Origin of the sequence: Janthinobacterium sp. HH104 (assembly GCF_001758715.1) — a bacterium.
In the GTDB taxonomy this organism is placed as follows: Bacteria; Pseudomonadota; Gammaproteobacteria; order Burkholderiales; family Burkholderiaceae_D; genus Janthinobacterium; species Janthinobacterium aestuarii.
The window spans coordinates 228751-242877 of the sequence record NZ_LRIB01000043.1; the positions used below are offsets into that span (position 1 = coordinate 228751).

Genomic DNA, 14127 nt, shown 5'->3' on the forward strand with positions numbered 1-14127 from the left:
GTTTTCACTTGGTAAGGCCGTTAAACGTGGCAACACACTGCAACGGCGCCGATAACTAGCAGATAGTAGAGATAACATGACCTCAGTCCCATTGACCAAATACGGCGCAGAACTCTTGAAAGAAGAGCTGCATCATTTGAAGACCAAGGAACGCCGCATCGTCATCGATGCGATCGCCGAAGCGCGTTCGCACGGTGATCTGTCGGAAAACGCCGAGTACGATGCCGCCAAGGAGCGCCAGGCGTTCGTCGAAGGCCGCATCGCCGAACTCGAAGGCAAGTTGGGCGCAGCGCAAATCATCGACCCGACCGCGCTGGACGCGGAAGGCCGCGTGGTGTTTGCCTCGACCGTGAACCTGGAAGACCTGGAGTCGGGCCAGAAAGTCACGTACCAGATCGTCGGCCTCGATGAAGCCGACCTGAAAATGAACAAGGTGTCCGTGACGTCCCCGATCGCCCGCGCGCTGATCGGCAAGTACGCCGGCGACGTGGTGGAAGTGCAGGCGCCGTCCGGCCCGCGCGAATACGAAATCCTGGAAGTACTGTACATCTGATGCTCGCCCGCGTGCGCATCCTCGTTGCCACCCTGTGGGCCGGCAGCTTGTGGACCATCGGCTTCATCGTGGCGCCGACCTTGTTCGCTACCTTGAGCGACCGCGTGCTGGCAGGCAATATCGCGGGCAGCATGTTCCGCGCCGAGGCCTGGCTGTCGATCGTTTGCGCTTTGATACTGCTGGCCTTGCTGCAATGGGCGCCCGGCGCGCTGGAACTCAAGCGCCGCCGCCTGCTGGGGGCGCTGGTGCTGTCGATGCTCGTGTGTGCGCTGCTCAGCCATTTTGGTATTTCGCCGCTGATGGCCGAACTCAAGGCGCAAGCCCCGTCGGGAATCATGGGCGAGGCCATGCGCAGCCGCTTCGGCATGCTGCATGGCGTGTCGACCGTGATCTTTGCCGTGCAAAGCCTGCTGGCGGGCGTGCTGATCTGGAAACAGCAGTAATTGTTGCCGTGTGTGTCGGATTACGCGCTGCGCGCTAATCCGACCTACCGATCGATGCCGTAGGTCGAATTAGCGGCGCCCTGGCGCCGTGTAATCCGACAAGCGCAATTGCAATAAAAAAGCGGAGCAGGGAAGATCCCGTGCTCCGCTTCTTGTTTCAACAGCCTTGCGGCTGCTGAACGACAGGCTTACTTGCTGCCCAGTGCGCTTTTCTTGGCGCTTTTCTGACGTGGCTTGGCACGCTTGATGGAACCGCCTTCGGTAACGCGCTCATTGCCCTTGATCATGACTTTCGTCACGCTCGGGCGCTTGGTGCCGCTGGCGCTGGCCTTGACGATGGTCACTTCGCGCATGCCTTTGCCGGCGCTGACCTTCTCCTTAACCACTTCTTTTTTCGGACGGTAGATTACCAGCAGTTTGCCAATATGTTGTACCGGGGCGGCGCCGAGATTGCCGCAAATCGTATCGTACATTCCGACGCGGGCTTCGCGGTCGTCGCCGAACACGCGGACTTTAATCAGGCCGTGCGAATCCAGGCCAAGGTCGATCTCTTTGAGGACAGCAGGTGTCAAGCCCGCTTCGCCAATAATGACGATAGGCTTCAGCGCGTGTGCTTCGGCGCGCAGTGCGCTGCGCTCTACGGGTGTAAGTTTTAGCATAATAATATTTAGTAATTCCCTTAAAAGCAGTATTCTACGCGAATGGCAAAGAAGAAATTAAACAAAAACTGGTTGCACGACCACATAAATGATCCATATGTGAAGTTGGCGCAAAAAGAGGGCTACCGCGCCCGGGCAGCATACAAGCTCAAAGAAATCGATGAAGACGAAAAACTGATCAAACCTGGCCAGGTGATTGTCGACCTTGGTTGCACTCCTGGCAGCTGGGCCCAGTACACACGGCGCAAGCTGGCCGGCAAGGACGGCGGCGGGGTCAATGGTACCCTGATTGGCCTGGACATGCTGGAAATGGAACCGATCGCCGATTTCCACTTCATCCAGGGCGACTTCCGCGAAGCGCGCGTGCTGCGTCAGCTGGAAGTGGTGTTGCAGGGCCGCAAGGTGGACCTGGTCCTGTCGGACATGGCGCCCAACCTGTCGGGCATCGCCACGGCGGACGCCGCGCGCATGGAGCATCTGATCGACCTGGCCATCGAATTTTCGCAATTGCACCTGAAACCGTCTGGCGTGCTGCTGGTGAAATGCTTCAAAGACATGGGTTTCAGCCAGATCGTGGAGAAATTCCGCGCTGAATTCAAGGTCGTGGTGCAGAAAAAGCCCAAGGCCAGCCGCGATAAATCGTCGGAAATCTTCCTGATGGGACGTGGAATCAAGAATCCGCTGAAAAATGCCGTTGAAGAAGATGATTCCGCCCTTGATATTTAAGAGGGAATCCGCACATGGGAACGAGAAGTGCAGTAGCGTCTGATGGTATAAAAGCCTAAATTGTTTATACTGCATTTTTTTGCGTGAACGCGATTTTTTCGCGCGCACGGATCGGCGGGCTTTGGCACGGCCCGCTTATTGCGAGTAAAATCGTGTTTCTAGCTATAGGTAAAGAGATGCGCACTGCATCCAAGGAGTCTTCGTGAATAACATGTTTTCCAAATCTGCCATCTGGGTAGTCGTATTGCTGCTGTTGTTCATGCTGTTCAAGCAATTCGACAGTCATGGCGCCACAGGCGGCAGCAAGGCCATCGCTTATTCCGATTTGCTGGATGAAGTCAAAGCCAAGCGCGTCAAGGATGTCGTGATCGAAGGTTCGTCGATCACCGCCAAGCTGATGGACGACACCAAGGTGCGTACCACCGCCACCAGCCTCGACAAGGGCCTGATCGGCGACCTGCGCGACAATGGCGTGCATTTCGATGTGCGTCCGCCTGAGGAAGCGTCTTTCCTGCAAACTATTTTTGTTTCCTGGTTCCCCATGCTGCTGTTGATCGGCGTGTGGGTATTCTTCATGCGTCAAATGCAAGGCGGCGGCAAGGGCGGGGCATTCTCGTTCGGCAAGTCGAAGGCGCGCATGATGGATGAAGCCAGCAACACCGTCACCTTCGCCGATGTCGCCGGTTGCGACGAAGCGAAAGAAGAAGTCAACGAAGTGGTCGACTTCCTCAAGGATCCGAGCAAATTCCAGAAACTGGGCGGCCGCATTCCCCGCGGCGTGCTGATGGTCGGTCCTCCTGGCACGGGTAAAACCCTGCTGGCGCGCGCCATCGCCGGCGAAGCCAAGGTGCCGTTCTTCTCGATTTCCGGTTCCGACTTCGTGGAAATGTTCGTCGGCGTGGGCGCCAGCCGTGTCCGCGACATGTTCGAAAACGCGAAAAAGCATTCGCCGTGCATCATCTTCATCGACGAGATCGACGCTGTCGGCCGTCACCGCGGTGCCGGCATGGGCGGCGGCAATGACGAGCGCGAACAGACCTTGAACCAGTTGCTGGTCGAGATGGACGGTTTTGAAGCGAACTCCGGCGTGATCGTCGTGGCCGCCACCAACCGCGCCGACGTGCTCGACAAAGCCTTGCTGCGTCCGGGCCGTTTCGACCGTCAGGTGTCCGTCGGCTTGCCCGATATCCGCGGCCGCGAACAGATCTTGAACGTGCATATGCGCAAAGTACCTATCGGTACCGACGTGAAAGCCGATATCCTGGCCCGCGGCACCCCTGGTTTCTCGGGTGCGGACCTGGCCAACCTGGTCAACGAGGCAGCCCTGTTTGCGGCACGCCGCAGCAAGCGCCTGGTGGAAATGATCGACTTCGAAGATGCGAAAGACAAGATCTACATGGGTCCTGAGCGTAAATCGATGATCATCCGCGAGGAAGAGCGTCGCAATACGGCTTACCATGAGTCCGGTCACGCCGTCGTCGCCAAGCTGCTGCCGAAGGCCGATCCCGTGCATAAAGTTACGATCATGCCGCGCGGCTGGGCCCTGGGCCTGACGTGGCAGTTGCCGGAACACGACAATCTGTCCGCCTACAAGGACAAGATGCTGGAAGAAATTTCCATCCTGTTCGGTGGCCGTATCGCCGAAGAGATTTTCGTGGGGCAAATGTCCACGGGCGCGTCGAACGACTTCTCGCGTGCCACCAAGCTGGCCCGCTCCATGGTGACCCGCTTCGGCATGTCCGACAGCATGGGCGTGATGGTCTACGAAGACAGCGAAAACGAAGGTTTCTTCGGTGGCGCCACCAAGACGATCTCGGAAGCGACCCAGCAAAAGGTCGATGCTGAAATCCGCAACATTCTCGACAAGCAATATGCTTTGGCGCGCACCTTGCTGGAAAGCAACCGCGACAAGGTCGAAATGATGACCAAAGCCTTGCTGGAATGGGAAACCATCGATGCCGAGCAAATCAATGACATCATGGCCGGCCTGGAGCCGCGTCCACCGAAAGTCATTCCGCCACGCCGCAATGCGGGCGACAGCGGCACGGGCGGCATCTCGCCAAACGTGACGGCGCCAGCCTGATAAAGGCCGCCCTGACCGGCGGCGTGCAATCAAAAGGGGTAAGGAGCAATCCTTGCCCTTTTTCGTTGCCGCGGCAGTTTTTTCCTGACGACTACAAAGATTCACATGCGACATTATTTGCAATTCGGCCGTTTCGGCTTCAACCTGCAAGGCACGCAGGCGCTGGTGATGGGTATCCTGAACATCACGCCCGACTCGTTTTCCGATGCGGGCCAGTATCAACACCTGGAGTTTGCCATCTCGCGCGCCGAGCAGATGATTGTTGACGGCGTCGACATCATCGATATCGGCGGCGAATCGAGCCGCCCCGGCGCGCCGCCGCTGCCGCTGCAGGACGAGCTTGCGCGCGTCATGCCGGTGCTGTACGCCTTGCGCGACTGCGGCAAGCCCCTGTCCGTCGACACGTACAAGCCGGAAGTGATGCGCGAAGCCATCCTGGCGGGCGCCGACATGATCAACGATATCAACGGTTTCCGTGCGCCGGGCGCCATCGAGGCCGTGCGGGACAGCGACTGCGCGCTGTGCATCATGCACATGCAAAGCGTGCCGCAAACCATGCAGGACCAGCCGCAGTACGAAGACGTGGTGCGCGAAGTAATTGCCTTCCTGCGCGAGCGCATCGACACGATGACGGCGGCCGGCATCGCCCGCGAACGCCTGTGCATTGATCCCGGCTTTGGCTTTGGCAAGACGGTGGAACAGAACTATGCCTTGCTGCGTGCCACGCGCCAGCTGCGCAGCGAACTGGGCCTGCCTGTGCTGGCAGGGCTGTCGCGCAAGTCGATGATCGGCGCCGTCACGGGCCGTCCCGTCGAGCAGCGCTTGGCCGGCAGCGTTGCCGGCGCGCTGGCTGCGGTAGCGCAAGGCGCGGAAATTATCCGTGTGCATGATGTCGCGGAAACCGCCGATGCACTGAAGGTATGGCGCATGGCGCACTGAGCCTGTAAGATTCATTATAAACAACAAAAAGAGAAAACTATGACGCGTAAATATTTTGGCACCGATGGCATCCGCGGCCTGGTGGGCACGGCTCCGATCACCCCCGACTTCGTCATGCGCCTCGGTTATGCTGCCGGCAAGGTGCTGGCCAAGTCGCAAGGCGGCAAGGCGCGCCCGACTGTGCTGATCGGCAAGGACACGCGCATTTCCGGCTACATGCTGGAAGCGGCGCTGGAAGCGGGCCTGTCGGCCGCCGGCGTGGACGTGATGCTGGCCGGCCCCATGCCGACCCCGGCGATTGCCTACCTGACGCGGGCGCTGCGCCTGGCGGCCGGTGTCGTCATTTCCGCCTCGCACAATCCGTATCACGACAACGGCATCAAATTCTTTTCCGGCCAGGGCACCAAGTTGCCGGACAGCGTGGAACTGGAAATCGAGGCGGCGCTCGACGAACCCATGGCTTGCGTGCCATCGGACAAGCTGGGCCGCGCCAAGCGCCTGGATGATGCCCAGGGCCGCTACATCGAATTTTGCAAGAGCACCTTCCCGAACGAGCTGGACTTGCGCGGCCTGAAGATCGTCGTCGATTGCGCGCACGGCGCCGCCTACCATATCGCCCCGCACGTGTTCCATGAGCTGGGTGCGGAAGTCATCGCCATCGGCAACAAGCCTGACGGCTTCAATATCAACGCGGGCTTCGGCGCCACGGCAACCAAGGCCATGGCCGAAGCCGTCATCGAACACGGCGCGGACCTGGGGATCGCGCTCGATGGCGACGCCGACCGCCTGATCATGTGCGACGCCACGGGCCGTATGTACAACGGCGACGAGTTGTTGTACGTCATGGTCAAGGACCGCCTGGCGACGGGTCCCGTGGCCGGTGCCGTCGGCACCTTGATGACGAACATGGCGCTGGAAGTGCTGTTCAAGCAGCAGGGCATCGGCTTTGCGCGCGCCAAGGTGGGCGACCGCTACGTGCTGGAAGTCATGAAGGAAAAGGGCTGGATACTGGGCGGCGAGGGCTCGGGCCATTTGCTGTGCCTGGATCGCCACACGACGGGCGATGGTATCGTCTCCGCGCTGCAAGTGCTGTCCGCGCTCAAGCGCAGCGGCCAGAGCCTGCAGCAATGCCTGGCCGAACTGGTGCTGTTCCCGCAAACCCTGATCAACCTGCGCGTGGCACCCGGTTTCGACTGGCAGAAAAATGCCGCCATGGTGGCCGAGAAAGAGCTGGTCGAAGCCGAACTGGGCGATACGGGCCGCGTGCTGATCCGCGCTTCGGGCACGGAACCGCTGATCCGCGTGATGGTGGAAGCGAAAGACAAGGAGAAGGCCGAGAGCATGGCGCGCCGCATCGCCGATAAAGTCGGCGCTTAAGGGGCGGGCACGGGGCAGGGACGATAGTTATTTCCATCTAATTCGTCTATGGCAATTGACGAAATTGGGTGGGGGCGTTATTATCTTGTCTTCGGAGTGTGGCGCAGCCCGGTAGCGCACCTGGTTTGGGACCAGGGGGTCCAAGGTTCGAATCCTTGTACTCCGACCAAAGTCATAAGCGGGCTGTCAGAAATGACAGCCCGTTTTCTATTCCGCGCTGGCATTTCATTGCTGGCGCGCATGGATTAAAATACTGCACCTTCCGCCCATCGTTCAACGGATAGGACAACGGTCTTCTAAACCGTGAATGGGGGTTCGATTCCCTCTGGGCGGACCAGCTCATGCTGGCCATGCATGCGACAGCCTGTCGCATTGCCATCACTCTTCATCTCTGTTCTTCGCTGGCCTGCAAGCCGTGTCACGGCTGCGCAAACAGCACCACGCTCAGCAAATACAACAGCGGCGCCCCGCACAGCAGCGCCGAGCATGCCGAAATGATTTTCCTGTTGGCCAGTCGTGCCAGGCGCAGCCGTTCCCGCACGGGCAGGTGCTGGCGAATCACGCTGCGCGCGCGTGGCTGAAACGGTTGTTCATGCATGAGTACTCCCTCGTCGGTCAGCAGTGGATGCCGTCGAGCATAGCGAGGGGAGTCTAAAGATGGTGTAAAAAGCGGGACCTGCGCCGCAAGCGCGGTGTAAACGGGCCAAACAGGCCGCTGGCGTTGAGGGCGGCAGCGGACGCTGGTGCGCCGCTGCCGCAGATGAGGCTTACTTTCCCTGGCGGCGGCGTGCCATGAAGCCCAGCAGACCCAGGCCGGCCAGCAGCATGGCATAGGTTCCAGGTTCCGGCACGGCTGAAATGAAGGCCCTGTAATTGCTCAGACCTTTGGGCAGGCCCTCGATCGTGAAGGTGGTGCCGGCAGCCACGGGCGCGGCCCAGTGGAACACCAGTTCGCCCTGGCCGAAGTGGATGGCCAGGTAGTCATAGGCGGCCGCGCTCGTATAGGAATTGACGCCGCCGCTCAAGCCTGCCGTGGTGCCGGCAGTGCAACCCGAGGTGGCGCTTTCGCAATACGAGACGGCGGTGCCCAGGCTGGTGCCGAACACGCCATTGATATAACCCTGGATGTCCGAGGGGCTTTGTGGCACGAGATTGTCGTCATAATATTTCACCTGCAGTGCCGGAGATGGTGAATAAGTGACGGTGCTGCCGTCAATGACGAAACCGCTGGCCGGGCCCACATCCACCCAGGTGGCGGCTTGGGCCGCACTTGCCAGTACGGTCATTGCGGCCAGCATGGATGCCTTGATGGCAATGCTCTTTACGCTTTTCATGAAAATCCCCTTGTGCTTGAGACAGTCGCTTCATAGTGTTGGGACGCGTTCCTACATACCGGGGAAGTCATCCCATTGCCCGTTTTTAGTTATTTCCTGCGCGTAGCAAGTACGCAAATGAAAGCTTACTCTTGATATAAATTAATACAATTTTAATAATTCTATTGGTTTGGTTGGCAACATCGCATACGGCTATGCATGGCTGTGCTAGCGATAGCCAACATGAGGTCAAGAAATGGCGTGACAAGGCGCGCCAGCTTGTGCTAGCGGCGTCTCGGCTTTTTGGGAGGGAGGGGGGGGCGGGTGCTTCAGTCGTTGTTGCTGACGCCAAACAGGCGATCCTTGGCGTTGAGCAGCTTTTGTACCTTGGCGCCCATTTTCATCAGCTGCGCCATCGATTCGGGCGACAGGCGCTGCAAGTCGTCGAACCAGGTATTGGCCAGGTCGACCAGTTCATACATTTCACGCATGCGCTCCTGCGCATATTGATCCACGGGTTCCGTGGCCGGCGCCAGCAGCGATTCGCGCAGCACCGTCAGGGTGGGCGCCACTTCGCGGCGGCGGCGCTCGGCGGCCACCACACGGAAGATTTGCCACACATCGCCCAGCGAGGAAAAATACTCGCGCCGGTCGCCGGGAATGCGCGACTGGCGGATCAAGCCCCAGCCCTGCAATTCCTTCAGGCCGATGCTCACGTTCGAGCGTGAAAAACTCAGGTGCTCCGCGATTTCATCCGCGTGCAAAGGGTGCTCCGCGACAAATAACAAGGCGTACACTTGCCCTACCGTACGGTTAAAGCCCCAGCGGCTGCCCATCTCGCCGAAATGGCTGACAAAGGTCAGGATCAGCGGCGTCATTTGGATATGTTGAGTTTTCATAATTATCTGAATTTTTTCACGCCATACTGGTGGGGTCAATTGATATATGTCATGTTTCGCAGTATTATACAAAATATCGAATTTACAGAAAATTCTGAAAACTCAAGAAGTATAGAAGATGCCGACCACGTCCTTGTCCTTGCCCCACTTTATTCTTCCCCGTGCCGCCAGCCTGGCGCAAGGCGGCGCCGCCTTGCTGTGGCTGCCGCAGGCGGCCTTGCTGGCCTGGGCCGTGCAAGCCATGCAAGACGGTGCGCCCTGGCGCGCGGCCCTGTTGCCGGCCGCTGGCGTGCTGCTGCTGGGCGTGCTGCGCGCCGGCTGCGAAGCGTGGGGCGCGCGGCGTATGTATGCGGCGGCGCGCGCACACCTGTCCACCTTGCGGGAACAGGTGGCGCAAGCGCTGGCGCAGCGCTCGCCGCTGGACCGCCAGCGCGCCCAGTCGGGCCAGGCGGCCAGCGTCATCGCCGAACAGGCCGAAGCCATCGTGCCGTATCTGGTGCGCTACAAACCCGCGCGCTGGAAAGTCATGCTCGTGCCGCTCGTGATCCTTGCCGTGGTGACGCCGCTGTCGTGGATCGCCGCGCTGATCCTGCTCATCGCCGCCCCCTTGATTCCCGTCTTCATGGCGCTCGTCGGCATGGGCGCGCAAGCGGCCAGCCGCGCGCAGATGGTGGAAATGGGCAGCATGAACGCCTTCCTGCTGGACCGCCTGCGCGGTTTGGCCACCTTGCGCGCGCTCGACGCCGTCGACGCCACGGCCGAACGGCTCGATGCCTCGTCGCAATCGGTGCGCCGGCGCACGATGGTGGTGCTGCGCATCGCCTTCTTGTCGTCGGCCGTGCTCGAGCTGTTTTCCGCGCTCGGTGTCGCCATGGTGGCCGCCTTCATCGGTTTCTCCCTGCTGGGCAGCATCCATTTCGGCACCTGGGGCCGCGAGCTGAGCTTGGGGCAGGGCTTGTTCATCCTGCTGCTGGCGCCCGCGTTCTTCGAGCCGCTGCGCGAACTGGCCGCCGTCTGGCACGACAAGGCGGCCGGCGAAGCGGGCCTGGCCGGTTTGCACGACCTGGCTGCCGATGGCGTGCCCTTGCCTGGTTTTGGTGTGGAAGTGGCCGCCGTTTCCAGCGCCGCCATGGCCGTGGCGGCGGCGCCCGCCGTGGAACTCCGGCAATTGCGCTTTGCCCATCCCGGCGAAGCGCCCGTGTTCGACGGCTTCGACCTGACCGTGCGCGCTGGCGAACATGTGGCCCTGCTGGGCGCCAGCGGCGTCGGCAAGACCACCTTGCTGTCCCTGCTGGCCGGCTTGCTGCCCGCCAGCGGCGGCGACATCCGCATCGGCGGCGTGCGCCTGACCGACAGCACGGTCAATACCTTGCGCCAGCGTATGGCCTGGATGGGCCAGCGCCCGCACGTGTTTGCCGCGTCCGTCAGTCAGAACGTGACCCTGGGCCGCGTTGGGGCGAACGCCGCGCAAGTGACGCAGGCGCTGCACCTGGCGGACCTGGCCAAGGTGACGCAGGCGCAGCCGGCCGTCATGCTCAGCGATGGCGGCCAGGGCTTGTCCGGCGGCGAAGCCGTGCGCCTGGCCCTGGCCCGCGTGGCCCTGCATCCGCATGCGGATTTGCTGCTGGTCGATGAACCGACGGCCCACCTGGACAGCGAAACGGCGGCGCGCGTGACGGACGCCCTGCTGGCACTGGCGAAAGGCAAGACGATGATCGTCGCCACGCACGACCCGGTGCTGGCTGGCCGCCTGCAGCGCACAGTGCAGGTCGATGCGCATGCCCAAGTGCAGGAGTTGCGCGCATGAAAACTTCACTCATATCGAACCCCGTCCTGCGGCAATTGCTGCTGGCCCAGCCCCGCAAGCTGATCGTGGGCGCCTTGCTGGCGGCCCTGACGGCGGTGGCCGGCATGGCCTTGCTGGGCTTGTCCGGCTGGTTTATCACGGCCACGTCGATTGCCGGCCTGCACGCCTCGACGGCCATCGTCTTCGACGTCTTCGGCCCGTCGGCCGGCATCCGCCTGCTGGCCATCGGCCGCACGGGTTCGCGCTATGCGGAGCGGCTCGTCACGCACGACGCCACGTTCGCCGCGCTGGCCAGCATCCGCGTGCGCCTGTTCCGCGGCTGGTCGCGTCCGGAAGCGGCCAGCCGCTTGCTGCGCCAGCCCGCCAAGCTGCTGTTCCGCCTGACGGCCGATATCGACGCGCTCGAATCGCTGTACTTGCGCCTGCTCGTGCCCGCCTTTACGGCCTTGTGCGCGGCCTTGCTGGCCGGGGTGGCGCTGGGCGTCATGCAGTGGCAGCTGGGCCTGGGCCTGGCCGTGTGGCTCCTGGCCGCCGGTGGCGGCATCAGCTGGCTTGTGGCGCGCGGCGCCCGCCGTCCCGCCATCGTGCGCTCGCGCGCCATCGAAAAACTGCGTTCCGGCACCATCGACCTCGTGGCGGGCCAGACGGACCTCGTGATGGCGGGCCGCATCGACGCCCAGTGCGCGGCGCTGGGGCAGATCGACCGCTCGCTGGCGCAAGCCGATTTTGCCCTGCTGCGCCTCGAGACGGCGGCGGGCGCCGCGTATGGCGTGGCCGGCAGCGCAACCCTGGCTGGCATGCTGCTGGCCGTGGCCGTGCTGGTGGAGCAGCAAACGATGAGTTTGCCGCTGGCGGCCCTGGCCTTGCTGATCGCCCTGACGGCCGTGGAACCATTTGCCGGATTGCGCCGCGGCGCGCTGGAAGCGGGGCGCATGCTGCTGGCCGTACGGCGTCTGGCGCCGCGCCTCGATGTTGAAGAGATCACTGCACCGCCTGTCGACGCCGCACCGGGCCTGCGCCTGGAACACGTCAGCGCCGCGCATGCGGGCAGCAATAATGCCATCTTGCATGACGTATCGCTGCACATCGCCGATGGCGAGCGCGTCGCCTTGATCGGCCCCAGCGGCGCGGGCAAGTCCACCTTGCTGGCCATCGCCGCGCACGAACTGGCGCCGCTGTCAGGCAAGGTGGCCGCGCCGCGCGCCTGCCTGTTCACGCAGAAGACGGAACTATTTCAGGACAGCTTGCGCGACAACCTGCGCCTGGCCGACCCGTCCGCCAGCGATGCGCAGCTGTGGGAAGCGCTGCAATCGGCCGGCCTGGACGAGGAAGTGCGCGCGTTTGCGGACGGCCTCGACACCATGCTGGGCGAGGGCGGCCTGGGCTTGTCCGGCGGCCAGGCGCGGCGATTGGCGCTGGCGCGGCTGTTCCTGCATGAATCGACCTTGTGGCTGCTGGATGAAGCGACGGAAGCGCTCAATGCGCAGACGGCGATTGACGTCCTGCAGCGCCTGCGCGCCCGCAGCGCAGGGCGCAGCTTGCTGATCGCAACCCACTTGCGGCGCGAAGCGGCGCTGGCGGACCGGCTGGTCAGCCTGCGCGATGGCCGTATCGTGGGCGACGCGCGGCGTGGTACGGATGCCTTCGAGACTGCTCTGGCGCGCTTGCGGGGGGACTGACGGGCAACCGGTCAGTATTAGAAAGGTAGCAAGTTTACACACAGTAGGGTAACACCAAGGAAATCATATGGACTTCGATATTGTCGCTTTATCCAGACTGCAGTTCGCGCTGACAGCTCTGTACCACTTTATATTTGTTCCGCTGACGATAGGCTTGTCAGTGCTGCTCGCCATCATGGAGACGGTCTACGTGATGACGAACCGTCCCATCTGGCGCGACATGACCAAGTTCTGGGGTGTCTTGTTCGGCATCAACTTCGCCATGGGCGTGGCGACGGGTGTCGTCATGGAATTCCAGTTCGGCATGAACTGGAGCTATTACAGCCATTATGTGGGCGACATTTTCGGCGCGCCGCTGGCCATCGAAGGCTTGATGGCTTTCTTCCTGGAAGCGACCTTCGTCGGCCTGTTTTTCTTCGGCTGGGACAAGCTGTCGAAGCGGGGCCATCTGGTCACGACCTGGCTGGTGGCCATTGGCTCGAACTTCTCGGCGTTATGGATCCTGATCGCCAACGGCTGGATGCAAAATCCCGTCGGCGCGGCCTTCAATCCGCAAACCATGCGCATGGAAGTGACGGATTTTGGCGCCGTGCTGACGAACCCGGTAGCGCAGGCGAAATTCGTGCACACGGTGTCGGCGGGTTACACGGCAGCATCGATTTTCGTGCTCGGTATTTCCGCGTGGTATCTGCTGAAGGGCCGCCACGTGCAGCTGGCCAAGCGCTCGATGACGGTGGCCGCCTCGTTCGGCCTGGCCGCCACCTTGTCGGTGGTGGTGCTCGGCGATGAAAGCGGCTATCTGTCGTCGGAACATCAGAAGATGAAGCTGGCCGCGATCGAAGCCATGTGGACGACGGAGCCGGCCCCGGCCGCCTTTACGGCCATCGGCTTCCCCGATGCGCAAGCGCGCGAGACGCATTACGCCGTGCACATCCCGATGGTGATGGGCTTGATCGGCACGCGTTCGCTGACGACGGAAATTCCCGGCATCGAGCAGCTGGTCGACCGTGGCGAACTGCTGATCCAGGATGGCATCAAGGCGTATGACGCGCTGCAAACCATCCGCAGCGTGGCGCCGGGCAGCCCCGTGCCGCAGGACGCGAAGGATGTGTTCGAGTCGAAAGGCCAGTCCATGGGCTATGCCTTGCTGCTGAAACGCTATGTCGACGATCCGCGCCAGGCCACGCCCGAGCAGATCCGCAAGGCCGCGCTCGATACCGTGCCGCCCGTGGGGCCATTGTTCTGGTCCTTCCGCGTGATGGTGGGCCTGGGCATGTTCTTTATCCTGCTGACCGGCACGTTCTTCGTGCTGTCGACGCGCCGTACGCTGGACAAGCACCGCTGGCTGCTGAAGCTGGCCGTGTTCGCCATCCCGCTGCCGTGGGTAGCGATCGAGGCGGGCTGGATCGTGGCCGAAGTGGGCCGCCAGCCGTGGGTCATCGAAGGCGTGCTGCCGACGGCCGTGGCCGTCTCTAACCTGGGCGCGACGACCTTGCTCATCACCATTGCCGGCTTTGCCGCCATCTACACCGTGCTGTTGGTTATTGAAATGAAGCTCATGCTCAAGGCCATCCGCAAGGGGCCGGAAGAGACGGCACCGGCCCCCGTGCCAGCGGCCGCAGCCATTCATACTCAACGCGCCTGAGGAG

The 14127-nt window shown here is 62.0% G+C and carries 13 protein-coding genes and 2 tRNA genes; 11 read left to right on the plus strand and 4 right to left on the minus strand.

Annotated elements, in window-relative coordinates:
• Positions 1-76 precede the first annotated feature (76 nt).
• Together greA and JAB6_RS20890 are read left to right on the plus strand one after the other, a co-directional pair.
• A complete protein-coding gene (gene greA, locus JAB6_RS20885; RefSeq protein ID WP_034757428.1) occupies positions 77-553 on the plus strand; it encodes a transcription elongation factor GreA in 477 nt (158 codons plus the stop codon).
• Positions 553-996 carry a DUF4149 domain-containing protein gene (locus JAB6_RS20890; RefSeq protein WP_175444583.1) on the plus strand — a complete coding sequence of 148 codons (444 nt, stop codon included), beginning with the start codon at positions 553-555 and terminating at the stop codon, positions 994-996. Before greA ends, JAB6_RS20890 begins: the two co-directional genes overlap by 1 nt.
• 188 nt (positions 997-1184) lie before the next feature.
• On the opposite strand, the gene JAB6_RS20895 is transcribed toward JAB6_RS20890, so the two are convergent.
• The gene (locus tag JAB6_RS20895) at positions 1185-1655 is read right to left on the minus strand and encodes a YhbY family RNA-binding protein (RefSeq protein WP_010397237.1); all 471 of its coding nucleotides are present in this window, start codon (positions 1653-1655) and stop codon (positions 1185-1187) included.
• Positions 1656-1697: 42 nt separating this feature from the next.
• Here JAB6_RS20895 and JAB6_RS20900 point away from each other — a divergent pair, with 42 nt between their 5' ends.
• The 6 genes from JAB6_RS20900 to JAB6_RS20925 all read left to right on the plus strand — a co-directional run bounded on the left by JAB6_RS20900 (position 1698) and on the right by JAB6_RS20925 (position 7117).
• On the plus strand, positions 1698-2381 hold the full coding sequence (locus tag JAB6_RS20900; protein ID WP_034757436.1) for an RlmE family RNA methyltransferase: 684 nt from the start codon (positions 1698-1700) through the stop codon (positions 2379-2381).
• 202 nt (positions 2382-2583) lie between these two features.
• Positions 2584-4464 carry an ATP-dependent zinc metalloprotease FtsH gene (gene ftsH, locus JAB6_RS20905; RefSeq protein WP_034757438.1) on the plus strand — a complete coding sequence of 627 codons (1881 nt, stop codon included), beginning with the start codon at positions 2584-2586 and terminating at the stop codon, positions 4462-4464.
• A gap of 105 nt (positions 4465-4569) precedes the next feature.
• Positions 4570-5403 carry a dihydropteroate synthase gene (gene folP / locus JAB6_RS20910; RefSeq protein ID WP_070304354.1) on the plus strand — a complete coding sequence of 278 codons (834 nt, stop codon included), beginning with the start codon at positions 4570-4572 and terminating at the stop codon, positions 5401-5403.
• A gap of 39 nt (positions 5404-5442) precedes the next feature.
• The gene (glmM, locus tag JAB6_RS20915; RefSeq protein WP_070304355.1) at positions 5443-6780 is read left to right on the plus strand and encodes a phosphoglucosamine mutase; all 1338 of its coding nucleotides are present in this window, start codon (positions 5443-5445) and stop codon (positions 6778-6780) included.
• A 92-nt stretch (positions 6781-6872) separates the two neighbouring features.
• A tRNA-Pro gene (locus tag JAB6_RS20920) sits at positions 6873-6949 on the plus strand.
• 93 nt (positions 6950-7042) lie between these two features.
• A tRNA-Arg gene (locus tag JAB6_RS20925) sits at positions 7043-7117 on the plus strand.
• A gap of 81 nt (positions 7118-7198) precedes the next feature.
• On the opposite strand, the gene JAB6_RS20930 is transcribed toward JAB6_RS20925, so the two are convergent.
• From JAB6_RS20930 to JAB6_RS20940, 3 genes are all read right to left on the minus strand, one after another.
• Positions 7199-7378 carry a hypothetical protein gene (locus JAB6_RS20930; RefSeq protein ID WP_070304356.1) on the minus strand — a complete coding sequence of 60 codons (180 nt, stop codon included), beginning with the start codon at positions 7376-7378 and terminating at the stop codon, positions 7199-7201.
• A 169-nt stretch (positions 7379-7547) separates the two neighbouring features.
• The gene (locus tag JAB6_RS29745; protein WP_070304357.1) at positions 7548-8114 is read right to left on the minus strand and encodes a PEP-CTERM sorting domain-containing protein; all 567 of its coding nucleotides are present in this window, start codon (positions 8112-8114) and stop codon (positions 7548-7550) included.
• A gap of 308 nt (positions 8115-8422) precedes the next feature.
• Positions 8423-8971, minus strand: coding sequence for a GbsR/MarR family transcriptional regulator (locus JAB6_RS20940; RefSeq protein WP_175444584.1), 549 nt, complete (start codon positions 8969-8971; stop codon positions 8423-8425).
• 139 nt (positions 8972-9110) lie between these two features.
• Between JAB6_RS20940 and cydD the strand changes: the two genes are divergently transcribed.
• The 3 genes from cydD (at position 9111) to JAB6_RS20955 (ending at position 14123) form a co-directional block, all read left to right on the plus strand.
• A complete protein-coding gene (gene cydD, locus JAB6_RS20945; protein ID WP_070304358.1) occupies positions 9111-10799 on the plus strand; it encodes a thiol reductant ABC exporter subunit CydD in 1689 nt (562 codons plus the stop codon).
• Entirely contained in the window at positions 10796-12478 is a 1683-nt protein-coding gene (locus JAB6_RS20950; protein WP_070304359.1) for an amino acid ABC transporter ATP-binding/permease protein, read from the plus strand. Before cydD ends, JAB6_RS20950 begins: the two co-directional genes overlap by 4 nt.
• A 67-nt stretch (positions 12479-12545) precedes the next feature.
• Positions 12546-14123 (plus strand): cytochrome ubiquinol oxidase subunit I, encoded by a 1578-nt coding sequence (locus JAB6_RS20955; protein ID WP_070304360.1) that lies wholly within the window; start codon positions 12546-12548, stop codon positions 14121-14123.
• Positions 14124-14127 lie beyond the last annotated feature (4 nt).